Source organism: Micromonospora sp. NPDC051006 (assembly GCF_044456245.1).
GTDB lineage: Bacteria > Actinomycetota > Actinomycetes > Mycobacteriales > Micromonosporaceae > Micromonospora.
In genome coordinates, this window is record NZ_JBITFP010000009.1 from 83,833 (window position 1) to 106,688 (window position 22,856).

The 22,856-nt window shown below is 74.5% G+C and carries 23 protein-coding genes; 11 read left to right on the forward strand and 12 right to left on the reverse strand.

Annotated features, from left to right (window positions below; all coding sequences use genetic code 11):
* Positions 1 to 126: 126 nt before the first annotated feature.
* The 3 genes from ACIBBA_RS16665 to ACIBBA_RS16675 form a co-directional block, all read right to left on the reverse strand.
* Positions 127 to 579: a GNAT family N-acetyltransferase gene (locus ACIBBA_RS16665; protein WP_396698048.1), complete on the reverse strand. Its 453-nt coding sequence runs from the start codon at positions 577 to 579 to the stop codon at positions 127 to 129.
* A 37-nt stretch (positions 580 to 616) separates the two neighbouring features.
* Positions 617 to 1,642, reverse strand: a complete 1,026-nt coding sequence (locus ACIBBA_RS16670) for a DMT family transporter (protein WP_396698050.1) — start codon at positions 1,640 to 1,642, stop codon at positions 617 to 619.
* 179 nt (positions 1,643 to 1,821) lie between these two features.
* Positions 1,822 to 2,082 carry a Prokaryotic metallothionein gene (locus ACIBBA_RS16675; RefSeq protein ID WP_350875209.1) on the reverse strand — a complete coding sequence of 87 codons (261 nt, stop codon included), beginning with the start codon at positions 2,080 to 2,082 and terminating at the stop codon, positions 1,822 to 1,824.
* Positions 2,083 to 2,242: 160 nt separating this feature from the next.
* Between ACIBBA_RS16675 and ACIBBA_RS16680 the strand changes: the two genes are divergently transcribed.
* From ACIBBA_RS16680 to ACIBBA_RS16690, 3 genes are all read left to right on the forward strand, one after another.
* The gene (locus tag ACIBBA_RS16680) at positions 2,243 to 2,518 is read left to right on the forward strand and encodes an isoamylase early set domain-containing protein (protein WP_350875211.1); all 276 of its coding nucleotides are present in this window, start codon (positions 2,243 to 2,245) and stop codon (positions 2,516 to 2,518) included.
* Positions 2,519 to 2,623: 105 nt separating this feature from the next.
* Positions 2,624 to 3,361 carry a lytic polysaccharide monooxygenase gene (locus tag ACIBBA_RS16685; protein ID WP_396698052.1) on the forward strand — a complete coding sequence of 246 codons (738 nt, stop codon included), beginning with the start codon at positions 2,624 to 2,626 and terminating at the stop codon, positions 3,359 to 3,361.
* A gap of 71 nt (positions 3,362 to 3,432) precedes the next feature.
* Positions 3,433 to 4,002 carry a DUF305 domain-containing protein gene (locus tag ACIBBA_RS16690; protein WP_396698054.1) on the forward strand — a complete coding sequence of 190 codons (570 nt, stop codon included), beginning with the start codon at positions 3,433 to 3,435 and terminating at the stop codon, positions 4,000 to 4,002.
* A gap of 127 nt (positions 4,003 to 4,129) precedes the next feature.
* Here ACIBBA_RS16690 and msrB read toward each other — a convergent pair whose 3' ends face one another.
* The gene (gene msrB / locus ACIBBA_RS16695; RefSeq protein WP_350875217.1) at positions 4,130 to 4,534 is read right to left on the reverse strand and encodes a peptide-methionine (R)-S-oxide reductase MsrB; all 405 of its coding nucleotides are present in this window, start codon (positions 4,532 to 4,534) and stop codon (positions 4,130 to 4,132) included.
* Between the two features lie 47 nt (positions 4,535 to 4,581).
* Here msrB and ligD point away from each other — a divergent pair, with 47 nt between their 5' ends.
* From ligD to ACIBBA_RS16720, 5 genes are all read left to right on the forward strand, one after another.
* Positions 4,582 to 5,610, forward strand: a complete 1,029-nt coding sequence (gene ligD / locus ACIBBA_RS16700) for a non-homologous end-joining DNA ligase (protein ID WP_396698056.1) — start codon at positions 4,582 to 4,584, stop codon at positions 5,608 to 5,610.
* 208 nt (positions 5,611 to 5,818) lie between these two features.
* A complete protein-coding gene (locus ACIBBA_RS16705; RefSeq protein WP_396698058.1) occupies positions 5,819 to 9,013 on the forward strand; it encodes an FtsX-like permease family protein in 3,195 nt (1,064 codons plus the stop codon).
* Between the two features lie 40 nt (positions 9,014 to 9,053).
* Positions 9,054 to 11,759 carry an FtsX-like permease family protein gene (locus tag ACIBBA_RS16710; RefSeq protein WP_396698059.1) on the forward strand — a complete coding sequence of 902 codons (2,706 nt, stop codon included), beginning with the start codon at positions 9,054 to 9,056 and terminating at the stop codon, positions 11,757 to 11,759.
* A gap of 1 nt (position 11,760) precedes the next feature.
* Entirely contained in the window at positions 11,761 to 12,756 is a 996-nt protein-coding gene (locus ACIBBA_RS16715) for an ABC transporter ATP-binding protein (RefSeq protein WP_396698061.1), read from the forward strand.
* 76 nt (positions 12,757 to 12,832) lie between these two features.
* The gene (locus ACIBBA_RS16720; RefSeq protein ID WP_396698063.1) at positions 12,833 to 13,618 is read left to right on the forward strand and encodes an ABC transporter ATP-binding protein; all 786 of its coding nucleotides are present in this window, start codon (positions 12,833 to 12,835) and stop codon (positions 13,616 to 13,618) included.
* A gap of 95 nt (positions 13,619 to 13,713) precedes the next feature.
* Here the strand turns inward: ACIBBA_RS16720 and ACIBBA_RS16725 are convergent, their stop codons facing one another.
* Complete coding sequence (locus ACIBBA_RS16725) at positions 13,714 to 14,166, reverse strand: GNAT family N-acetyltransferase (protein ID WP_396698065.1); 453 nt, start codon at positions 14,164 to 14,166, stop codon at positions 13,714 to 13,716.
* A 72-nt stretch (positions 14,167 to 14,238) separates the two neighbouring features.
* On the opposite strand from ACIBBA_RS16725, the gene ACIBBA_RS16730 reads away from it, so the two are divergent.
* On the forward strand, positions 14,239 to 14,754 hold the full coding sequence (locus tag ACIBBA_RS16730; RefSeq protein ID WP_396698067.1) for a potassium channel family protein: 516 nt from the start codon (positions 14,239 to 14,241) through the stop codon (positions 14,752 to 14,754).
* On the opposite strand, the gene ACIBBA_RS16735 is transcribed toward ACIBBA_RS16730, so the two are convergent.
* A complete protein-coding gene (locus tag ACIBBA_RS16735; RefSeq protein WP_396698258.1) occupies positions 14,681 to 16,243 on the reverse strand; it encodes an alpha/beta hydrolase in 1,563 nt (520 codons plus the stop codon). The two genes, ACIBBA_RS16730 and ACIBBA_RS16735, sit on opposite strands and share 74 nt — an antisense overlap.
* 51 nt (positions 16,244 to 16,294) lie before the next feature.
* On the reverse strand, positions 16,295 to 17,410 hold the full coding sequence (locus tag ACIBBA_RS16740) for an ATP-dependent DNA ligase (protein WP_396698070.1): 1,116 nt from the start codon (positions 17,408 to 17,410) through the stop codon (positions 16,295 to 16,297).
* Positions 17,411 to 17,546: 136 nt separating this feature from the next.
* Here ACIBBA_RS16740 and ACIBBA_RS16745 point away from each other — a divergent pair, with 136 nt between their 5' ends.
* Positions 17,547 to 17,762 (forward strand): hypothetical protein, encoded by a 216-nt coding sequence (locus ACIBBA_RS16745; protein WP_350875235.1) that lies wholly within the window; start codon positions 17,547 to 17,549, stop codon positions 17,760 to 17,762.
* A 64-nt stretch (positions 17,763 to 17,826) separates the two neighbouring features.
* On the forward strand, positions 17,827 to 18,330 hold the full coding sequence (locus ACIBBA_RS16750; protein WP_396698073.1) for a DUF1990 family protein: 504 nt from the start codon (positions 17,827 to 17,829) through the stop codon (positions 18,328 to 18,330).
* Between the two features lie 58 nt (positions 18,331 to 18,388).
* Here ACIBBA_RS16750 and ACIBBA_RS16755 read toward each other — a convergent pair whose 3' ends face one another.
* The 5 genes from ACIBBA_RS16755 to ACIBBA_RS16775 all read right to left on the reverse strand — a co-directional run bounded on the left by ACIBBA_RS16755 (position 18,389) and on the right by ACIBBA_RS16775 (position 22,791).
* Positions 18,389 to 19,309 carry a DNA-3-methyladenine glycosylase family protein gene (locus ACIBBA_RS16755; RefSeq protein ID WP_396698076.1) on the reverse strand — a complete coding sequence of 307 codons (921 nt, stop codon included), beginning with the start codon at positions 19,307 to 19,309 and terminating at the stop codon, positions 18,389 to 18,391.
* Positions 19,310 to 19,436: 127 nt separating this feature from the next.
* Complete coding sequence (locus ACIBBA_RS16760) at positions 19,437 to 20,084, reverse strand: hypothetical protein (protein WP_350875240.1); 648 nt, start codon at positions 20,082 to 20,084, stop codon at positions 19,437 to 19,439.
* 205 nt (positions 20,085 to 20,289) lie between these two features.
* Positions 20,290 to 21,078 carry an anti-sigma factor family protein gene (locus ACIBBA_RS16765; RefSeq protein ID WP_396698078.1) on the reverse strand — a complete coding sequence of 263 codons (789 nt, stop codon included), beginning with the start codon at positions 21,076 to 21,078 and terminating at the stop codon, positions 20,290 to 20,292.
* A complete protein-coding gene (locus ACIBBA_RS16770; protein WP_350875244.1) occupies positions 21,075 to 21,761 on the reverse strand; it encodes a sigma-70 family RNA polymerase sigma factor in 687 nt (228 codons plus the stop codon). Before ACIBBA_RS16770 ends, ACIBBA_RS16765 begins: the two co-directional genes overlap by 4 nt.
* Before the next feature lie 172 nt (positions 21,762 to 21,933).
* Positions 21,934 to 22,791: a spermidine synthase gene (locus tag ACIBBA_RS16775; protein WP_396698080.1), complete on the reverse strand. Its 858-nt coding sequence runs from the start codon at positions 22,789 to 22,791 to the stop codon at positions 21,934 to 21,936.
* Between the last annotated feature and the right edge of the window lie 65 nt (positions 22,792 to 22,856).

Here is a 22,856-nt window from a genome sequence, read left to right on the forward strand (position 1 = left end):
GAGGGCCCCCGGGGGAGAGGTCGGACGACGACGCCCGGACGGCCGGGAGTTGCCCCTCCCGAGCCCGCGCTCACGCGACTCTCATGCTGGCTCCGTTGGGCAGACTCGCACATCTATCGGCATCGGTCAATGGCCGGGCTCCCGGCGCATCGGAATGTGCGGGATGCCGTCCTCGACGTACTCCGGGCCGGCGACGGTGAAGCCGTGCCGGGCGTAGAAGTCGACCAGGTAGGACTGCGCGTCCAGCACACAGGGGCGCTCGCCCACCACGGCCAGCGCCTCGGCCATCAGGCGGCCGGCGTGCCCGCCGCCACGGGCCCGCGGGGCGACCACCACCCGACCGATGCGGGCCACGCCGCCCGGGTCGGCCAGGATGCGCAGGTACGCCAGCGGACCGTCGCCGCCGGTGAGCCAGAGGTGCCGGGTGCCGGGCTCGACGTCCCGCCCGTCGAGTTCCGGGTAGGGGCAGTCCTGCTCGACCACGAACACGTCGATCCGCAGCTTGAGCAGGTCGTGGAAGGTGCGGGTGTCGAGGTCGGCGAAGGCGGCGGTGCGTACCTCGATCGTCTGCGACGGCATCCTGCGATGGTAGGCCGCCCTCGCGGACGGCCCGACGCTACGTCGCGCCGCCCGGGCCCTCGCCGCCCTCGCGCCCTACGGCGGCGAGGCGGCCGGGCGGCGCGGCGGGCGACGGGGGTTGCGCCGCGGGTCGCTCCGGCTCCAGGTACGTCGCCGCGACCGCGGCCAGCAGCAGCACCCCGCCGATGATCACCGGGGCCGGCAGTGGCTCGTCCAGCAGGGCGACGGCGAGCGCCGCCGCGGTCAACGGCTCCACCAGCGTCAGCACCGCCGCGACGCTGCCCTCGGTGGTGCGCAGCCCGGCGTAGAAGAGCGCGTACGCCAGCGCGGTGGTGACCACCCCGAGGTAGAGCAGTTGGGCCACCACCTCGGGACGGGCCGGAACGGTCAGGCCCACGGCCAGGGCGGGTGGTGCCAGGGCCAACGCGCCGACGGTGGTGGAGATGGTGGTCAGCGTCATCGGCGCGGTGTGCTGCGAGACGTGCCGGCTGACGATGGTGGTCGCGGCGTAACCGAGCCCGGACCCGGCCGCGGCGAGCAGTCCGAGCAGCGGTCGGGGCGCCGCCGCGGTGGGCTGCGTGGCGGCTCCGGTGATCAGGACCAGACCGGCGACCGCGGCCAGCAGCGTGCCCAGCCGGAGCGGCCCGGGCATCCGCCGGGCGCGGACGGACTCCCACGCCGCGGTGAGCACCGGGGCCAGGCCGAGGCTGACCACGGTGGCCACGCCGACCCCGGCCAGCGCCACGGCGGCGAAGTAGAGCGCCTGGTAGAGGCCGAGCCCGACGCCGGTGAAGAGCAGCGGCAGCGGTGCCGCGCGCAGCGCGGCCAGCATCGGCCGCAGCCGGGTCGCGGCGAAGGCCGAGAGCACGAGCGCGGCGATCGCGAGGCGATGGAAGCCGATGGCCACCGGGTTCAGCCCGGTGCCGTGGTGGACGAGGTGCACGACGATCCCGGTGGTGCCCCAGAGCACTCCGGTGACGGTGATCTGGATCAGGCCGGTGCGGACGTGCGCGCCGGGGGTGGCCGCCGAGCGACGGGCGGACGGCGTACGACGAGAGGACATGCGGGCGCTCCGAGAGGGGTGAACCGCGGACTGGGGACCACGTCGGCGGAGCGCGTACGGCGAGGTGACCGAGCCGGGTCAACCGGTCGGTCGGAGGCGCGGCGCTCCGGTCAGGAGCGCGGCGGGGGCAGAACGCCCGTGAACGGCCGCATCGGACGACCGTACCCCAGGCTGCCGCCTCAGGCGGGGCGGGCGCCGACCGCGTCTCGGATCTCGGCGCCCTGGGCGCCCTCGACGGCCCGGGCGCAGTGCCCGGAGCAGAAGAACCGGCCGGAGACCTCGACGCCGTGCCCGACGATCTTGATCTCGCAGTGTTCGCAGATCGGCGCCAGCCGGTGGATCGCGCACTCGAAGCTGTCGAACGTATGCACGTCACCGCTGACGGTGCGCACCTCGAACGACATCCAGTAGTCGTTGCCGCAGCTCTCACAGGTTGCCACGAGAAACCCCCCGAATCAGGACATGTGCCCTCAGCCTGCGCCACTCCTCGTCCCGGGCGGGCGAAATGCCGCAAGCCGGTCCGCCCGGTGCGGCGTGTCGGCTCCGGCGTGTCGGCCGTTAGGCCTGGTGACGGCCCCGAAGCCCGCTGGAGGTCCCCCCGTGATCAAGCGCAACAAGCTCTTCGGCAACCTGACCCGGATCACCTTCTGCCTGCCCCGGGACACCCCGCCCGGCGCGGTCAGCGTGGTCGGCTGCTTCAACGACTGGGAGCCCGGCCGGCACGAGCTGGTGGCCCGCCGGGACGGCACCCGGACGGTGACGGTGCGGCTCCGCCCCGGCGTGTACCGGTTCCGCTACCTGGCCACCGGCGGGGTCTGGCTCGACGACGACACGGCCGACCGGGTCGACGAGCGTGGCTGCACCCTGGTGCTCTGAAATCGCATCCGTGATTACCGATGCCTTTTATCGACAGGGGTCTTTACTGTTAATAAAGTTTAATTTATGTTGGGGGCATCGTCACCAGGCAACGGAGGTGCCACCATGCGTCGAAGAATCACCGTCCCGCTCGTGGCGGCGGGTGCCGTCCTGTCCTCACTCGCCATCGCCGCCCCGGCCCAGGCGCACGGCTACGTGTCCTCGCCGGCGAGCCGGCAGGCGCTCTGCGCGCAGAACCGGGTTCCGGACTGCGGCCAGATCAAGTACGAGCCGCAGAGCGTCGAGGGCCCGAAGGGGCTGCGCAACTGCCACGCCAACATCGCCCACTTCGCCGTGCTCAACGACGACAGCCGGGGCTGGCCGGCCACCTCGGTCGGCAGCACCGTGACCTTCACCTGGGTCAACACCGCCCGGCACGCCACCAGCAACTGGGAGTACTACATCGGCAACACCCGCGTCGCCGTCGTCAACGGCGGGGGCCAGCAGCCCGGCGCCACCGTGTCGCACACGGTGAACCTGGGCGGCTTCTCCGGCCGGCAGAAGGTCCTCGCCATCTGGAACATCGCGGACACCGCCAACGCGTTCTACTCCTGCATCGACCTGCAGATCGGCGGCGGCGGGTCGACGCCGCCTCCCACCACCCCGCCACCGCCCCCGCCCACCCCGACGCCGACGCCCACGCCGACCAACCCGCCGGCCGGCGGCACCTGGACGGCGGGCCGCGCCTACCAGGTCAACGACCAGGTCACCTACGGCGGGCGGAGCTACCGCTGCCGGCAGGCGCACACCGCCATCGCCGGCTGGGAGCCGCCGAACGTGCCGGCGCTCTGGAGCCAGCTCTGACCGTACGGGCGCGGCCCGTCCGGGCACCGGGCCGCGCCCCCGTCCCCTTCCGCCGGAGTTCGGAGGACGGCATGACCCGCCGCTGGGTGCCGCTGCTCGTCCCCCTGCTGCTGTCCGCCGGCTGCGCCGCGGGCCCGGCGTCGCGGCCCGCGGTGTCGCCGCCACCGACGTCCGCCCCGTCCGCCGCCGCGACCGCGCCGAGCGGCCTGGACGTGCTCTTCCTGACCATGATGGTGGCGCACACCGAGCAGACCCTGGAGATCGTCCGGCTGGTCCGTGACCGGCTCACCGACGCGCAGCTGCGGACCCTGGTCGCCGCGATCGACGCGACCGAGGCGGACGAACTGGCCACCATGCGCGCGTGGCTCGCCGCCGCCAGCCCGCCGGCCGGCTCCGGGCGGCACGTGCACGACGGGCACGGTGTCTCCGCCGACGAGCTCGCCCGGCTGCGGACGGCCACCGGCGCCGAGGTCGACCGGGTGCTGCGCGAGGTGCTCACCGCCCACCAGCGGGCGGCGGCCGACCTGGCCCGGGCGCACCTGGCCGCCGGCACCGACCCCCGGATCCGCGACCTGGCCCAGCGCATCGAGCAGTCCCGCAGCGCCGAGGTGCGGCTGATGGCGGCGCCCGCCGCCGGCTGACCGGCGCGGGGGTGACCGCCGCCGGCTGTCCGGCGGCCCGCCGTGGGCCGACGGGCGGTTCGGTGCGGTCAGCGGCGGCGGGCCAGCCGGGCGACGTCGGTGCACGGCCGCCGGGGGAGCCCTGTGGTCAGCGCGGCTCCAGCCGGATGGAGACCGAGTTCACGCAGTGCCGGGTGTCCTTCGGGGTGAAGCCCTCACCGTGGAAGACGTGCCCCAGGTGGCTGTCGCACCGGGCGCAGCGGATCTCGGTGCGGGCCATGCCGAGGCTGCGGTCCTCGATCTCCTTGACCCGCCCCGGGATGGCGTCGTCGAAGCTCGGCCAGCCGCAGTGCGAGTCGAACTTGGTGTCGCTGGAGAAGAGCTCCAGCCCGCAGGCCCGGCAGTGGTAGACCCCCGGCGTCTTCGTGTCCACGTACTCGCCGGTCCACGGGCGCTCGGTGCCGGCCTCGCGCAGCACCCGGAACTCCTCCGGGGTCAGCCGGACCCGCCACTCTTCCTCGGTGCGGGGCAGTTCAGTGTCGTCAAGACTCACCCGCCAACGGTACGCCCGACGTCGCACCCGTCGCATATGGTCGCCAGATGGGCGGCACCACGAAGGCAAGCGTCACCGAGATCGAGGTGGCCGGGCGCACCGTCCGGCTGACCAGCCCGGACCGGGTGATCTTCCCGCAGCGGGGCTTCACCAAGGCCGACGTCTTCCACTACTACCTCGCCGTGGGCGACGGGATCATGCGCGCCCTGGGCGAGCGACCCACCACCCTGCAGCGGTTCCCCGAGGGCATCGAGGGCGAGATGTTCTTCCAGAAGCGGGTGCCCACCCGGGGCACGCCCCCGTGGCTGGCGACCGCCGAGATCAGCTTTCCCAGCGGCCGCAAGGCGGCCGAGCTCTGCCCGGCCGACCTGGCGCACGTGGCCTGGGCCGCGCAGATGGGCACCGTCGTGTTCCACCCGTGGCCGGTCCGCGCGGCCGACGTCGACCGCCCCGACGAGCTGCGCATCGACCTCGACCCGCAGCCCGGCACCGACTTCGCCGACGCGGCACAGGCCGCCGGTGAGCTGCGTGCCCTGCTCGACGAGCTGGGCGCCACCGGCTGGCCGAAGACCTCCGGCGGTCGTGGCATGCACGTCTACCTGCGCATCCACCCCCGCTGGACGTTCGTCGAGGTACGCCGGGCCACCATCGCGCTGGCCCGCGAGCTCGAACGGCGTCGGCCCGAGCTGGTCACCACCGCTTGGTGGAAGGAGGAGCGCGGCAGCCGGGTCTTCGTCGACTACAACCAGATGGCCCGCGACCGGACCATCGCCTGCGCCTACTCGCTGCGGGCCAACGCCCGGGCCACCGTCTCCACCCCGGTCAGCTGGGACGAGCTGCCCGACGTCGACCCGGACGACTTCGACCTGGCCAGCGTCCCCGGCCGGCTGGCCGAGCGGGGCGACCCGCACGCCGACATCGATGAGACCCCGTGGGACATCACCCCGCTGCTCGAGTGGGCCGAGCGCGATGCCGCCGCCGGCCAGGGCGACCTGCCCTACCCACCGGATCACCCCAAGATGCCCGGCGAGCCGAAGCGAGTCCAGCCCTCCCGGGACCGCGACCGCCCCCGCTGACACCCCGCCCGCTGACCAGGCGGGCTGCCGGTTTCCGGCCGGGCGGCCGACCGCAGCGCCGACGCCGCGCGGCCGGTGACGCCGGTCACGCACGGCTGTCCGCCGGCTCCACACCGGAATAACGATCAAGTAACGGGCGCGAACCTTTCCGGGCGCGTGACCGCTCTCCCTGATCGTCGGCCCGACCGGGGCCAGGGGAGGGCGTCGGATGAAGCTGGTGTGGAGGCGGGCCCGCGAGGCACGGGGGTTGCTGGCAGCGGCAGTGGTAGCCGCGTTGGTCGCGGTCGCGTTGGTCACCGGTCTCGCCGACTACAGCCGCCGCTCGGTGGCGGCCGGCCAGAAGGCGTTGCTCGCCGGCGCCCCGGTCGAGGAGCGCAGCCTGCTGGTGAGCGGCTCCGGCGGCCCGGACGCGGCCGAGTTCGCCCGTCGTGACCGGACCGTCCGGGACGGCTTCACCGCCAGCTTCGGCGGAGCGCCGGTCGCCGTGGACGGCGCCCGCTACGGCAGCGGCCGGGAACTCACCGGCTCGCTGGGCTCCGTGAGCCGCAGCGGTGACGACCCCATCTTCGCGAACCTGGCCACCCTGGACGACCTGCCGGCGCACGCCGAGCTGACCGCCGGCGCCTGGCCCAACCCGAAGGCGACCCCGCTGCAGGTCACCCTGCCGGAGAAGGTCGCCGGCGCGCTCGGGCTGACCGCCGGCGACCGGGTGCCGATGCTCGACCGCCGCTCTGGTCGGCCCAGCGAACTGCTGCTCGCCGGCACCTGGCGGCCGGGCGACGCCGCCGACCCGTACTGGCGGCTGGCACCCGGCGTGGGCGCCGGCAGCGCCGCCGAGTCCACCACGTCGTACGGACCGTTCGTGCTGGACCCGGCCGACTTCGCCGCGACCTTCCCAGGTTCGGTCTCCGCGGCCTGGGTCGTCGAGCCGGACCTCACGGCCGTGCCGGCCGACCGGCTGCCCAACCTCTGGGCGACGGTCAACACTGCGATCGCCGACGTGCCCGACGCGGCCGGTCTGGGCTCCTCGGCGCAGGCGGTCACGGCGATGAACCGGCTGTTCGACCGGACCGCCCGGGCCGACCTGGTGGGACGCTCGTCCCTGGCCACCCCGCTGCTGCTGATCGTGGTGCTCGGCGGGTACGCCCTGGTGCTGGTCGCGGCGCTGCTGCACGAGGACCGGCGCAGCCAGACCGCGCTGCTGCGGGCCCGGGGCGCGGCGCGCCGGCAGTTGGCCGGACTCACCGCCCGGGAGGCCACCCTGGTCGTGCTGCCGGCCGCCCTGCTCGGGCCGCTGCTGGCCGGCGAGGCGCTGCGGCACGTCGACGCCGGATCGACCGCAAATCTGACCCTCGCCGGTGGTGACCCGACCCTGCTCTGGGCGGTGGCCGTGGCCACCGCGGCGGGCTGCCTGGTCGCGATGGTCGCACCCACCCTCCGCGGGGCGGGAACCTACGTGGCCGACATGGCGGCCCGGTCCCGGCCCAACCGCGCGGCAGTCGTCCAGCGGGCCAGCTTCGATCTGGCGCTGGTCGCGCTCGCGGTGCTGGCCTGGGTGCAGCTGCGCCAGTACGACTCACCGCTGGCCGGCGCGGGGGAACGCCTCGGCCTCGACCCGCTGCTCGTCGCCGCGCCCACGCTCGGCGTGCTGGCCGGCGCGGCGGTGGCGCTGCGGCTGCTCCCGCCGGCCACCCGCTTCGCCGAGCGGTTCGTCAACCGTCGGCTCTGGACGGCGACCATGTTCGGCATGTGGCAGGCCGGCCGGCGCCCGCACGCCGGGCCGGTGCTGCTGCTCGCCCTCGCCGTCGGCGGCAGCACCCTCGCCTGGTCGCTGGTGAGCACCGGGGAACGGTCCCAGGTCGAGCAGGCCAGCCACAGCGTCGGCGCCGACCTGCGGCTGACCGAACGCGCCGGGGTCGCGCCGCTCGGCCGGGCCGGCGAGCTGGCCGCGCTGCCCGGCGTGCAGCAGGTGCTGCCGGCCTGGCGCGACGAGATCCGCCTCGGCCGCGACAGCCTGTCCACGACGGTGGTCAGTTTGGACACCGCGAACGCGGCCGGGCTGGTGCCGCTCAGCGATCGGCTGGCCGACGAGCCGGTGTCGGCGCTGTACCAGCGGCTGGCCCGAGAGCGCGGCGCCCTCTCCGGGGTCGAACTGCCGGCCGACACCCGGATGTTGACCGGCACCGTGCGTACCCCCGTGCGGGACGCGGTGCAGCCGCAGCAGATCGCCGTCTCGATGCTGTTGACCCGGGCGGACGGCCTGGCCTTCCGACTGCCGGTGGTCACCGCCCCGGGCAGCGGTCGGGCCGTCCCGTTCCGGGTCACGCTGCCCGAGGTCGGTGGCGAGCTGCGGCTGGCCGGGTTCGAGGCGGACGGCGGCGTCGCGGCCGGCACCGCGTACCGGCTCGACGTGAGCGACCTGCGGCGGGTCGGCGCCGACGGCGCGGCACAGCCGCTCCAGCTCGGTGACGGGTGGACGGCGACCGACGGTGACCCCCGTAGCGTCACGAAGCTGTCCGCCACGCCCACCGGGCTGAGCGCCGAGTACGAGGTCAACCTGATGGCGGGCGGGCGGTTCGCGTTCCAGCCGCCGTCCCGGTTCGCCGTCGTGCCCACCGGCGAGAGCCCGCCGGTGCCGGCGCTGATGACCCCGGCGGTCCGCGACGCGCTGAGCCTGCGCACCGGAGACACCGTCAACCTCGCCCTCTCCGGCGCGTCGGTGCCGGTGAAGCTCGTCGGGGAGATCAAATCGGTGCCGACCACCGCCGGCAACGGCATCCTGCTCGACCTGCCCGCCGCGGTGGACTGGCTGATCCGGGCCGAGGGCACCGTCCGGCCGGTGCCGGAGTGGTGGCTGGGCACCGACGACGGCGGGCACGCCGCAGCGCTGCGCGCCGTGGCCGAGCTGCCGCAGACGACCGTCATCGACCGGCACGAGGTGGCCGAGGCGTCCGCCCGGGACCCGTACTGGCGGGGGGCGCGGACCGCGCTGCTCGCCGCCGCGCTCGGGTCGGTGCTGCTGGCCCTGGTCGGGCTGATGGTGGACGTGTGGGCCACCGCCCGGCACCGGCTGTCCGAGTTCGCCGTGCTGCACACGCTCGGCGCGACCCCGCGGCTGCTGGCCCGGGCGCTGCTGGCCGAGCAGACCTTCCTGGCCGGGATCGGGGTCGGCGTCGGGCTGCTGCTGGGTGCGGGGGTGGGCGCGACCATGGCGCCGCTGGTCATCCTCACGCCGGCCGCCGGCCGGCCCGTGCCCGAGGCGGCCTTCACGCTGCCCTGGACGCCGATCGGGCTGACCGCCCTCGGCCTGCTGCTGGCGGCGCTCGCCTGCAGCGCGTTCATCGCAGTCGGCATCCGGCACCGGGTGGCGGCGGCACAGCTTCGGATCGGGGGAGATCGGTGACCGGGTGCAGCGGACGGACCGGACGCGCGGGGGTGGCGCGATGAGCATCGGCGCGGTCGCCCGCCGGGTCCGGGCGTACGGCGGGCAGTTCCTGCTCCTGGCGGCGCTGACGGCAGTCGTCACGCTGCTGATCAGCGGCGTGCCCCGGGCGGTGAACCGGCTCGCCGAGCAGGGCCTACGTGAACAGTTGGCCGCCGCGCCGCCGGCGCAGCGTGACCTGACCTACTCCACCGAACCTCTCACCGCGGCGAACAACGGCACCTCCCTCATCGAGGCTCAGCAGCGGGAACTCGCCACACTGCAGTCCCAGATGCCGCCGATCGTGGGGGACCTCGTCGACCAACGGTGGTTCGTCGCCGACGGCGAGCCCGGCCGGTTGACCGGCCCGGACCTGGCGGCCCAGAAGCTCCTGGTCGACCTGGTCCCGCGGGCGATGCCGGGGGTCGAGGAGTCCGGCACGCTCGTCGACGGTCGGTGGCCGCAGAGTGGGGCGGCCGGGCAGCCGCTGCAGATGGCGCTGGCCGACGACGTCGCCCGCAAGCTCAACCTGCGGGTCGGCAGCCGACTGCGCCTGGCCTCCCTGCAACGACTGGCCGGCGGCCCGCCCACCGCGATCACGGTGGTGGGCGTGTTCCAGCCCCATGACCGCGCCGCCGGCATCTGGGACACCCTGCCGCAGACGCTGCGGGTCACCGAGCCGAGGGGCGACGGCGAGCCGTTCGACGCCGTCGGGGTCGTCCACCCGGCCGCGCTGGACCAGCAGGCCGCCGCCGGGTGGCCGACCCGGTTCAGCTGGCGCTACCGGCTGGGAGTGGACGGTCTGGACGCGCGTCGACTGGACCAGCTGATCGACGGCATCGGGGAGATGTCCCGGACCGCCCCGGAGAGGCAGAGCCTGGTGCAGGGCGTGGACGTGCCGCTGCGGGCGTTCGCCGCCGCGCTCGCCTCCGCCCGTACCATCCTCGCGGTCGTCGGGGTCGGGGTCCTGGCGACCCTGGCCGGGCTGGTCGTGCTCGCCGCCACGCTGGCCGTGCGCCGCCGACGCCACGAGTTCGTCCTGCTGCGAGCCCGCGGCGGGGCGGCCGCCGCCGGTGTGCGCCGGAGCCTGGCCGAGTCGCTGCTGGTCGTCCTGCCCGCCGCCGCGATCGGGTGGCTGCTCGGCGGGTTGGTCCCGGGCCCGTCCGGCAACACCCTGCCGGTCGCGGTGGCCGCGACAGTGCTGCTCACGTCGGCCCTGCCGGTGGCCGCCCTGGTCGTCGGGACCGGGGCCACCGGGCGGAGCGACCTGATCCGGCTCCGCCCCACCGCGCGCCGGGTGCTGGTGGAGGTGTGCCTGCTCCTGCTGGCCGGACTGGCCGTCGTCCTGTTGCGCCGCCGGGGTCTCACGCTCGGCGAACTCGATCCGCTGCTGCTCTCGGTGCCGGTGCTGCTGGCGGTCGCTGCGGCGGTGGTGGCGCTGCGCGCGTACCCGTGGCCGCTGCGGCTGGCCAGTCGGCTCGCCGCCCGGACCCGCGGCAGCGTCGCCTTCCTCGGCACCGCCCGGGCGGGCCGGTCGGTCGCGGCCACCCCACTGGTCGTGGTCGTCCTGGCGATCGCCACCGCGGCGTTCTGCGCGGTGGTGGCGGCCGGCGTCGAGACGAGCCGGGACCGGGCCGCGACCCGGTCGGTGCCCGCGGACGCCCTGATCCAAGGCGACCGGCTCGCCGCGGACACCGGCGCCCGACTGGAGGAGCTGCCCGGAGTGAGCGCCGCAGCGGCGGTCGCCTACCAGCCGGGACAGCGCCTGCTGACCGACGCGAGCGGTACGGACGCTCAGCTCGGCGTGGCCACCGTGCTGCTGGTCGACGGTCCGGCGCTGCAGCGGCTGGCCCGGCAGAGCGGCACCGATGTGTCGGTGCCCGAGGCGCTGCTGACCCCGCGCGGTCCGGGCGGCCCGGTGCCCGCGCTGGTCTCTCCGGCGCTCGCCGCCGACCTGGCTCACGAGGGGCTGGACGGCTCCGCCTTCATCGGCATACAGAGTCTGCGATACGAGTTCCGGGTGGCCGAAACGGTGGCGGACTTCCCGCTGCTCGGACCGGAGACCAATCGCTTCGTCATCCTGCCCTGGCAGGCGCTGCCCGAGCGGAGCAACGCCCCGGCGCCGACCGGCTTCCTGGTCGCCGGCGACGACCTCGACACCGAGACGCTGCGGCGGGTCGGCGACGAGGGCCAGTCCCGGTTCCAGAACAGCGGGACCGTCACCGGCGGCGAGCGGCCGCTCGGCGTGGAGGTGCTCACCTGGGAGCAGGCGCGGCGGCAGGTGGGCGGTGGCGGCGTGAACGGTCTGCTGGTCTTCGCCTTCGTCGCCGGGGCGGCCGGCGGAACCGTGCTCGGCCTGCTCGCCATCGCGTTCACCGTGCTGGCCGGGGCGCGAGCACGCGGGCAGGTGCTGTCCCGGCTGCGTACCCTCGGCCTGTCCCGCCGGCAGTGGCGGGGCCTGCTGCTGGTCGAGTTGGCCCCGCTGGTCGGTGTCGCGGTGCTCACCGGCGCGGTGGTGGGTGCGCTGCTCCCGCTGCTGCTCACCCCGCTGCTCGGCCTGTCCGCCTTCACCAGCGGCATCCCGGTCCGGGTGGCGTTCGAGCCTGGTCTGGTGGCCGCGGTGGTCGTGCTCGGGGCCGTCGCCCTCGGCTTCGCGATCGCCGTCGAAGCCCTGAACAACCGCCGGCTGCGCCTCGGTGAGGTGCTCCGGCTCGGAGAGGAGACCTGAGTTGACCGCTACCGCCGAGACAACAGCCGTACCGGACCTGGCGGCCCTGCAACAGCGGGCCGCGCAGCGCGCGGCCGAGCGGGCCGGCGGCCGGGACCGGCTGCGCGGCCACATCGTCTGTGACGGGCTGGTCCGCATCTTCAAGACCGAGGGGGTGGAGGTGGTCGCCCTGCAGGGACTCGACCTGGTCATCGACCGGGGCGAGCTCGTGGCGATCGTCGGCGCCTCCGGCTCCGGCAAGTCCACCCTGCTCAACATCCTCTCCGGGCTGGACACCCCGACCGCCGGCATCGCCCGGGTGGCCGAGTACGACCTGCTGAACCTCTCCGCCCGCCGGCGGCTGAGCTACCGGCGGCAGAAGGTCGGCTTCGTCTGGCAGCAGACCGGTCGCAACCTGCTGCCGTACCTGACCGCGTTGGAGAACGTGGAGCTGCCGATGCAGCTGGCCGGCCGGCGCGGTGGCCGGGCCCGGCGGCAGCGGGCCCGGGAGCTGCTCGACATGGTCGGGGTGGGCTACTGCGCCGACCGGCGGCCGGGGCAGCTCAGCGGCGGCGAGCAGCAGCGCTGCGCGGTGGCGGTCGCGGTCGCCAACGACCCGGAGGTGCTCTTCGCCGACGAGCCGACCGGCGAGCTGGACGAGGCCACCGGCGCGGAGGTCTTCACCGCGCTGCGCACCATCAACGCCGAACTGGGCGTCACCATCGTCGTGGTCACCCACGACCAGGCGGTGGCCGGCCAGGTCCGGCGGACCGTCGCGATCCGCGACGGCCGGACCGCCTCGGAGGTACGCCGGACCGCGCGGATCGGCGCGGACGGCAACACCGAGCTGGTCAGCGAGGAATACGCGGTGCTCGACCGGACCGGACGGATGCAGCTGCCGGCCGCCTTCGTCGAGGCGCTGGCGATGCGGGACCGGGTTCGGCTCAACCTGGAGCCGGACCACGTCGAGGTGCGGCCCGGTGACCAGGCCCGCGCCGAACGGGAGACGGAAGCATGAGCGTGCGTAGCGAGCGAATAATCAGGCGCAGTGCGGTCGAGCCTCTCGCCGGCGCCGACCGAAGGGAGGTGCCGGCATGAGCGCACGGAACGTGGCGGCGACCGGGCAGGCCCACGCCGGGATCGGCACGGCGACGACCGGGGCGGCAGGGCCGTCGACCGGTTTCGTCGGCGAGGCCGGGCACCACGACGAGGTGCTCCGGGTCGAGGGGCTGAACCGGACCTTCGGCCGGGGCGAGCGCGCCGTGCACGCGGTGCGGGACGTGTCGTTCGTCGCCCGGCGGGGCGAGCTGCTCGCCGTCCGGGGCCGCTCGGGCGCGGGCAAGACCACCCTGCTGAACCTGGTCGGCGGGCTGGACCGGCCGGACAGCGGCCGGGTGGTGGTGGCCGGGCACGATCTGACCGACGCGGGCGAGCAGGAGCTGCTCGAGCTGCGCCGTGGCACCGTCGGTTTCATTTTCCAGACCTTCGGCCTGGTGCCGATCCTCTCCGCCGCGGAGAACGTCGGGGTGCCGCTGCGGCTGGCCCGGGTGCCGGCGGCGGAGCGGGAGGAGCGGGTGGCGATGCTGCTCGAACTGGTCGGGCTGGGCCGGCACGCGGCGCAGCGGCCGTACGAGCTCTCCGGCGGGCAGCAGCAGCGGGTGGCCGTGGCCCGGGCCCTGGCCAACGAGCCGGACCTGCTCATCGCTGACGAGCCGACCGGTCAGCTCGACTCGGAGACCGGCCGGTCGATCATGGACCTGCTCCGGGCGGTGGTACGCGCCCGGGGCACGACCGTCCTGGTCGCCACGCACGACCCAGCCCTGATCGAGCTGGCCGACCGCACTCTCACCCTCCGCGACGGCCGCCTGGTCGACGCCTGACCGCTTCCATCGTCGATCATGCAGTTGTGGTGGGCGGTGCACACCGTTTCGCGGCTTGTGCGCGGCACCACAACTGCATGATCGACGCGGGTCAGTCAGAGCGGGAGCTTCATGCCTTCGTGGCTGGCGACGAAGCCGAGGCTCAGGTAGAAGCGGTGCGCGTCGTGGCGGGACTTGTCGGTGGTGAGCTGGACCAGGCCGCAGCCGCGCTGCCGGGCCTGGTCGATGGCCCAGGTCATCATCTGCCGGCCGAGCCCGGCCCCGCGCAGGTCGGAGCGGACCCGGACCGACTCGATCAGTGACCGCTCGGCGCCGTGCCGACCGAGGCCGGGGATGTAGGTGATCTGCAGGCAGCCGACCAGCTCACCGTCCGCCTCGGTCACGATCAGGTGGTTGCGCGGATCGGCGGTGACGTCCGCGAACGCCCGCTCGTACGGGGCGTCGATCTCGGTGACGTCGCGGGTCCTGCCGAGCACGTCGTCGGCGAGCAGGGCGAGCACGGCGGGCAGGTCGGCCCGGACGGCCTCCCGGAAGATCACGTCAGCCATCCGCTGAGCCTGGCACAGCGGTCAGGGTCGATGGGCACACGCCGGTTGACCTGAGCGGGCAGCATGACCGGCATGGACGTCCTGCTGCTGCCGTTCCGGTGGGTCTACCGGGCGCTGGTCTGGTTCGCCAACTCCCCTCGGACGCTGATCGGCTCGTACCTGCTGATGATCGTGGTGGCCGGGGTGATCTACGGCGAGGTGGAGGCGCGCAGCCCGGCCGACGCGGTCTGGTGGGCGGTGGTCACCGCCTCCACCGTCGGCTACGGCGACATCTCACCGACCACCTGGCAGGGACGCACCCTCGCCGCACTGCTCATCTCGACCATGGTGCTGCTGGTCATCCCGCTGATCACCGCGCACTTCGCCAGCCGGCTGATCGTCGACGACGACGCCTTCGAGCACGAGGAGCAGGAGCAGCTCAAGGCCGACGTGCGCCGGATGCGCGCCCTGCTGGAGCAGTTGGCCAGCAAGCACGGCATCGAGCTGCCGCCGGAGCCGCCAGCCAACCGGCCGGTCAGCGGGCCGGGCAGCGCAGCCCCTGTCTGGGAACGGTCAGCTCGATCACGTAGGCGTCGACCGCGTTGGTGATGCACGCCGTCTGCGGGTAGGCGGTGTGCCCCTCACCCTCCCAGGTGAGCACCCGGCCGACGCCGAGCATCGAGGCGAGCGCCCCGGTCTGCTCGTAGGGGGTGGCCGGGTCGCCGGTGGTGCCGACGACCACGATCGGTGGCGCTCCGGCCGCCGCGCCGGTCGGGTAAGGGTCGCGCCCGCCGGGCCACTCGACGCAGCTGAGCATCCCCACCGCCAGGGCCGGCCCGAAGAGCGGATATTTCTCCCGCCACTCGGACTGCAGCTGGCGGATCCGCGCGAGGCTCGGCTTCTCGTCCTCGTCCGCGCAGTTCACCGCGAGGTTGGCGTCGAACAGGTTGGAGTAACGACCGTCGTCCTCGCGCCCGGCGTACGCGTCGGCGAGCCGGAACACCTCCGCCGGGTCGCCGCCCTCGAGCCGGTCGATCGCGCGGGCCAGCTCCTGCCAACCGGTCTCCGTGTAGAGCGAGGAGATGATCGCGTAGAAGACCCAACCCGAGGTGGCCTCCCGCCCGTTCGCGCCCCGGACCGGTGAGACCCGGGCCTTGTCGATCGCGGAGGTCACCGCGGCCCGGGCGTCGGGGGCGATCGGGCAGCGCCCGGCGTTCGCCGCGCACCAGCGGCTGAAGTTGCCGAATGCCCGCTCGAAGCCCTTGGCCTGGCTCTCCGAGCCGGCCACCAGCCCCTGCCGCGGGTCGACCGCGCCGTCGAGCACCAACGCCCGGACGCGCTGGGGGTAGAGCTGGGCGTAGGTGGCGCCGAGCAGGGTGCCGTAGGAGTAGCCGAGGTAGGTGAGCTTGTCGTCGCCGACCGCGGCGCGGACCGCGTCGATGTCGCGGGCGGCCTGCTCGGTGGCGTAGAGCGGGAGCTGGTCGCCGTAGCGGTCGCCGCAGCCCTGGCCGATGCGGCGGTTGAGCGCGACGAATTCGTCGAAGGTCGACTGACTGCGTGGGTCGGGGTCGGAGCCGAAGCTGGCGTCGAGGTCGGCGTCGGCGATGCACTTCACCGGGCTGGACCGGGCCACCCCGCGCGGGTCGAAGCCGACGATGTCGAACCGGTCGGTCACGGCGGCGGGCAGCCCGCCGAACGCCGGCCCGAACGAGAGGTAGACGGCGGTGTCCACGCCGGACCCGCCGGGACCCCCCGGGTTGATCACCAACGAGCCGATCCGGTCGCGCTGCTTCGTCGAGCGGGCCCGCAGCAGGGCGATCTCGAACGTCTCGCCGGCGCCCGGGCCGGTGGTGGCGCCGGTGCCGGCGCCCCAGTTGCGCGGCACCGCGATCCGGGCGCACTCGTAGCGCATGTCTGGCGCGCCCCGCCCGACGAGGTCGTTGGCGACCTCCGGGCAGGCCTTCCAGGTCGGCGCCGTGCCCGGGGCGGCCGCCGCGCCGTCGGGCTCGGTGCGCGGCGCGAAGGTGGGCAGCGTGCAGCCGGCGGTGAGCAGGAGCACGACGGCGAGGCCGGCGATGGTGCGGCGGACCCGGCGGATCCGGTCGGCGGTGCGGGACACGTGGGCCTCCGTGATCGTCTCGCCGACAGGCTACGCGGGGCCGGCGCTGGCCGGCGTCACGGTCGCCGTCGGGTCGCCGCGCAGCACCTGGTCGACGTCGAACCGGACCGGACGGTCGAGCTGGTCGTAGCCGCAGGAGCGGGGATCGCGGTCGGGCCGCCAGCGTACGAACTGGGCGGTGTGCCGGAACCGGTCGCCCTCCATCGCGTCGTAGCCGACCTCGAGCACCAGCTCGGGACGGATCGGCTCCCACTCGAGGTTCTTGGTGCCCGTCCACCGGCTCACCCCGCCAGGGATGCGCTGGCCCCGCTCGTGGTCGCCGTGCACCCACGGGTGCTCCCCGCCGGTGTCCCGGTAGGGGGCCAGCTCGTCGAGCAGCTCCGCACGGCGGGCCATGCTGAACGACGCGCTCACCCCGACGTGGTGCAGCAGGCCGTCGGTGTCGTAGAGGCCGAGCAGCAGCGAGCCGACCACCGGACCGGACTTGTGCCAGCGGAAGCCGGCGACCACCACGTCGGCGGTGCGGGCGTGCTTGACCTTGAACATCAGCCGCTTGCCCGGCTCGTAGGGCAGGTCGGCCGGCTTGACGATGAGGCCGTCGAGGCCGGCGCCCTCGAAGACGTCGAACCAGCGGTGCGCGGTCTCCGGGTCGGTGGTGACCTGGGTGACGTGCATCGGCGGGCGGACGTCGGCCAGCGCCGCCTCGAGCCGGGCCCGGCGCTGCGGGTAGGGCTGGTCGATCAGCGTCTCGTCGTCGATCGCGAGCAGGTCGAAGGCGACGAAGTCGGCCGGGGTGGTCTCGGCCAGCAACTTCACCCGCGACGCGGCCGGATGGATGCGCTGGCCCAGCAGCTCGAAGTCGAGCCGCGGCTGCCCGCCCGGACCGTCGCGGCGGATCACGATCAGCTCGCCGTCGACCGCACAACGCGCCGGCAGCTGCCGGCGGGCCTGCTCGACGACCTCAGGGAAGTAGCGGGTCATCATCTTGCCGCCGCGGCTGGACAGCTCCACCTCGTCGCCGTCGCGGAAGATGATGCAGCGGAAGCCGTCCCACTTCGGCTCGTAGGTCATCCCGGGTGCGGTGGGGATCCGCGGGACGCTCTTGGCCAGCATCGGCTCGACCGGCGGGTTGATCGGCAGCTCCACGGCGACCAGTCAACCAGACGCTACCGACAACCGTGAGGCAGATCACCGCCCGGCGCGCGGCGCGGTGTCCGCCGCCGTCCCGCCTCGTCACCGCCGGGCGAATCAGGAAACCGCAGGTCAGAGCTACTTTCGCGGAGTGTCGGAGTGGACGTGCGGCTGCTGCGGGCGCTACCGGGTCAGCGTGGAGTTGATCCGGGGCCGGTACCGCTACCGGCTGGTGCACCGGTATCCCCGACACTTCGGCGGCGGCAAGAACGTGCTCGGCGAGGTCGGCTCGATCGCCGAGCTGGCGGAGCTGCTGCGCCGTCGTACCCCGCTCACCCTCGCCGACCTGCGGGAGGCGGCCGCCTGACCCCGCGCGGGGCGCGACCCGGCGGCCGTACGCTGGCCGGCAGGCGAGCGCGGAGGTACCCGGTATGCCGGCACTGACCTATCCGAACGTCGGGGCGACCCGCACCGGTGCGCTGCCGAACGGCTGGCGGCACGTGCGCCACCGGACCCGGCTGCCGGACGGGTGCTTTCCGGCCGCGGCCGCGGCGGTGCTGGGCTGGCGGCTGCACCGGGCGGCCGGGATCCGGATCGAGGCGGACGCGCCCCGCGCGGCCCCCGGCGTACGGGTCGTCTCCGGTCTGGGCCTCGGTCCGCTGCGCCTGCCCGCCCCGTGCGAGGTGGTCTGGGCCGCCGACGACGGGCAACGGGCCGGCTTCGGGTACGGCACGCTGCCGGGGCACCCGGCGCGCGGTGAGGAGGCGTTCGTGGTCAGCCGCGACGACGCCGGCCGGATCTGGTTCGAGGTGATCGCGTTCAGCCGTCCCGCCGGGTGGCTGATGCGGGCGGCCGGGCCGCTCGGCCGCGCCTTCCAGCACGGCTACGCCTGGTGGCTCGGCCGGACCCTGCGCCGGCTCTGCGCCGCAGCCTGATTCCGAGCGGTCGACGGGCGGGAAGGCCGGCTCTGCGCCGGCGGCTGATCCTGCCCGGTCAGAACCGGGCGAAGGAGCGGATCGGGGCGCGCGGGCCGTACTTCGGCGCCTGGATGCCGGCGGCCTCCAACAGCACGCAGACCCGCCCGCGGTGACCCCGGAACGGCTCCAGCAGCGCCAGCATCCGGGCGTCGTCGCCGCGCGGCTCGCCCGCGAGGGCCCAGGCCACCGTGTTCGGGACGTGGTAGTCGCCGACGCTGACCGCGTCCGCGTCGCCGTACGCCACCCGGACCACCTCGGCGGCGGTCCACACGCCGATGCCCGGCACGGCGGTCAGCCGGCGGGTCGCCTCGGCCGAGTCCGCGCAGCGCTCCAGCCGGTCCGCGACGGCGGCGGCCCGGCGCAGCGTGTCGGCCCGGCGCTGCTCCACCCCGAACGGGTGGAAGACCCAGTAGGGCGCGGCGGCGATCGCCGCCGGCTCCGGCGGGAGCAGCAGCGGCTGCAGGGGCCCCGGTGCGGGCTCGGCGAAGTGCCGCACCGTCGCGGCGTACGCGCGGTACGCCTCCTTGCCGGTGACCTTCTGCTCGAAGACCGCCCGGAGCACCCGGGGGAAGACCAGTCCGGTGGCCGGCATCCGCAGACCGTGGTGCTCGCGGGCCAGCCGGGCGACCAGCGGGTGCGTCGCGGCGAGGTCGGCGAAGCCGGACAGGTCGTCGCGGAGCCCGGCCACCGCGTCGGCCTGCGCCACCACCCAGTCGGCGCCCGGGCCGTACCCCTCGGCCAGCAGATCACCCGCGACCAGCCGCAGCGTGAGCGTGGCCGGGCCGTCCGGAGTGCGGGTGGCCCACCAGAACGTGCCGGCCGCGATCCGGGCACACGGGTCGTACGGGCTGAAGGTCAGGGCGCGGACCGAGCCGGCGAGGCGGTAGCCGGCGGGCGGGTGCAGCACCCGGCGCGCGGTGGGCTCGGTCCCGGTCATCCCGCAACTGTGCCAGAGCGACGACCGGGGCGGGCCCCACGGGCCGCCCCGGTGTGTCCGGCATCCCGGCATGACGATGGCCGGCCGCGCCCTCCCCGGCTACGACCGGCCACCGTGTCTCGCGGGATCAGTACGAGTAGTCGGAGCTGCCCGCGTCCGAGCCCGCCTCGCTGTCCGACGGCGGGGCGACCGGCTTCGGGGTGCCCTTCGGCAGGCAGGACAGGTTCTTCTTGCCGTCCGGCGCGACCACGAACCAGGTGCCGCCGACGCCCTGGCCCTTCCACTGGCCGGGCTTCTTGTCGCCGATGTAGCGGTACAGCGGCCAGCCGGCGAGGGTGAGCTGCCGGGTGCCGTCCTGGCGGGTGACCGTGCCGACCTTGTCGTCGGAGACCCCGCTCAGCTGCGGATCACCGTCGGTCAGCGCCGGCGGCCACACCTCGGCGCACTTGTCCACGCAGTTCGACGACGGCGGGTCGGCGGTGTCCTTGTCGAACCGGTACAGGACCCAGCCGTCCTGGTCGGTCACCACCTTGCCCATCCGGGCCACGCTCTTGCCGACGAGCTTCTCGGTGAGGTCCACGTCGGCCGGCGGCGCGTCGGCGACGGGGGCCTCCGCGGAGGCCTCGGGTTCGGCCGACGCGGTGGGCTCGGCCGCGGCGACGGCGACCGGCTCCGCCGCGCTCTGGTTCGCTGGGTCATAACCCGCGGGAGCGCAGGCCGTCAGGGCGACCATCGCGCCCGCGACGACAATGACCGTCCGCTTCATCTGTGCCACGTGCCCTCCTCGTTTCTCGGCAGTTCGCCCATGAGTACGGAAGGGAGGGTGTCAAGGTTGAACCACTAACAGTGGTCAATTTCATAAGATTTCGTTGAACCGTTTCGCAGTCCGCTGCGTGGGCCCTTTTCGGAGGCTGTCAATCGGGAAACGAGTCATCGGCGCCGGTCTTTGTCGATGACCGGCGCCGATGCTACGGGCAGCGCTACGTCAACTTCACCGTGACCAGCGGGCTCGCCACCCCGTTGGCGTCCACCGACTCCACCTGGAACTGCTTGATGTCGGCCAGCCGGGCGGAGGTCGACGCGCTCAGTTCGAGCCCCTGCGACCGAGCGTTGGTGCCGTATCCCTCGTCCGGGACGGACCAGGTGGAAATCACCTCGGTGGTGGCGTTCTTGCGTACCACCACGAGCCGGCAGACGCGTGGGCCGGGCAGTTTCCGAAGAATGAAGCTGACTTTGGTGCCGTAGTCCTTGGTGGCCAGGAACATCGTGGTCTGCACGCCGGTGGTCGGGTCGGTGGCGTCGAACTGGTCGCCCTCCTCCTCGTTGCCGCCAACTCCCGGCCCGGTCGCCGGGGCGGTGGGCGCGGCGGTCGGCGGCTGATCGATCGGCGCGTCGCGCGTCGGCTCGGCGACCACGTCGGTCGGGCCCGCGTCGCTGATCACGTTGCTGAAGCCGATCCCGGTCAGACCACCCAGCACCACCACCGCGGCCGCCGCGGCCAGCAGCTGCCGGAACCGGGTCCGTCGCCGGTCGGCGCGCACCGCGACCAGTGTGCGGTCCAGCAGCCCCGGGTCGGTCGCCGTCTGCTCCAGCGCGGTCATCGTCTCGCCGTCGATGCCGGAGAGCAGCCCGACCACCGGCACCATGGTCTCCAGCTCGGCCGCGCACGCCCAGCAGGTGGCGAGGTGCTCCTCGAAGCGCTCGGTGTCCTGCTCGTCGAGCACGCCGAGCGCGTACGCGGCGACGTCCATGTGGTCCGGCCGGCTCATTCCGTCACCCCCCGCTCCTGCAGAGCCGTGCGCAGCGCGCGCAGTGCGTAGTAGACCCGCGACTTGGCGGTGCCGAGCGGGAGGCCCAGCTCCTCGGCCGCCTCGGGCACGGTCCGCCCCCGGAAGTACGTCGCGATCAGGATCTCGCGGTGCGACTGGCTCAGCGTACGTAGCGCGTCGGCCACGGTCATCGTGCGTAGTACCTGGTCGGTGCTGTCCGACTGGGCGAACGCGGTCAGGTCCCGGTCGTACGTCTCCGCCGGTCGGGCCTGCTCGCTGCGGTGCTCGTCGATGGCGATCCGGCGAGCCACGGTGACCAGCCAGGGCCGCAGCGACCCCTGGCCCTGGGTCCCCAGCCGGTGGGCGTTGCGCCAGGCCCGCAGCAGCGTCTCCTGGACGATGTCCTCCGCGCGCTGCCGGTCCCCCCCGGTGAGCCGCATGACGAACATCAGCAGTGGCCCGGCATGCTCGGCGTAGAGCTGCCGGACCAACTGGTCGGAGTGGCTGGCCTCGGTGGACGTCGCCTGGTGGCGTCCGGGCGCCGGTCGCGGCGTCACCGGACCATTCTGGCGAGGCGCCGGGCGGCCGTCGACCCCCCGTGAAGTTGGCCGCGACTGGGATCGCGCGGACATCCAGTCCGCCCGCACCACATCGCCGTGCCAACCGGCCGCCACCGCATGCATGCAGACCTCCGGGTTGTCCTGTGACCCCAACGGCCCACCCAGGCGGGCCGCCCGGTGGTACGCACCGTCGGCGCGAGCGGATCAACAACGAGCGAAGAAATTTCGGCGGCCGGCGCGGCGGGAGGCCGCCGCCGCTCGGTGGCCGGCCGAGCAGGCGGTCGGTCGGTGGTGGTCAGTGGCCGGTGGAGAAGAGGCCCGGTGGCGGCGGGGCGGAGCCGGTGGCGTCCGCGTCCCGGACGATGCTCGCGCCGCCGGCGAACCGGTCCAGGTCCGCCCCCGCGACCACCCGCCCGGGGAACCAGTCACCGGCGGCCCGCCGGGTTAGCTCCGGCACCGGCGGCTCGACCCGGCCGGCCAGCAGCACCAGGTTGCCGTACCGGCGTCCGCGCAGCACCGCGGCGTCGCCGACCATGGCGGCACGGGGGAGCACCGAACGGACCGTGGCGACCTGGCCGCGGGCGTGCCGCAGCGGTGGGCCGTCCGCCAGGTTGGCCAGGTACCAGCCGGTGGGGTGGAGCACCCGGGCCACCTCGGCGGCGTACTCGACCGAGGTCAGGTGCGCCGGGGTGCGGGCACCGGCGAAGACGTCGGCGACCACCACGTCGTAGCTGGCGTCCCGGCTGCCGGTCAGCACGGCGCGCGCGTCGGCCACCCGTACCCGCAGCCGGGGGTCGGCCGGCCAGGGCAGCACCCGGCGGACCAGCTCGACCAGCGCGCCGTCCACCTCGGCCACCCGCTGGGTAGAGCCGGGTCGGGTGGCCGAGACGTACCGGGGCAGGGTGAGCGCGCCTCCGCCGAGGTGCAGCACCCGCAGGGGGGCGCCGGCCGGGGCGATCAGGTCGACCGCGGCGGCCAGCCGCCGGACGTACTCGAACTCCAGGTGGGTCGGGTCGGTCAGGTCGACGTGCGACTGCGGCGCGCCGTCCAGCAGCAGGGTCCACGAGCCCGGCCGGTCCCGGTCCGGCACCAGCTCGGCCCGCCCGGTCTCCACCTGCTCGGCCACCCGGTCGGCGGCCCGCTTCCGTCCCACCCGCCCAGTATCCCGGGCCGCCCCGAGCTGCCCGCCCGCGCCTCCACCTGGCCCGCCGCGTGGTG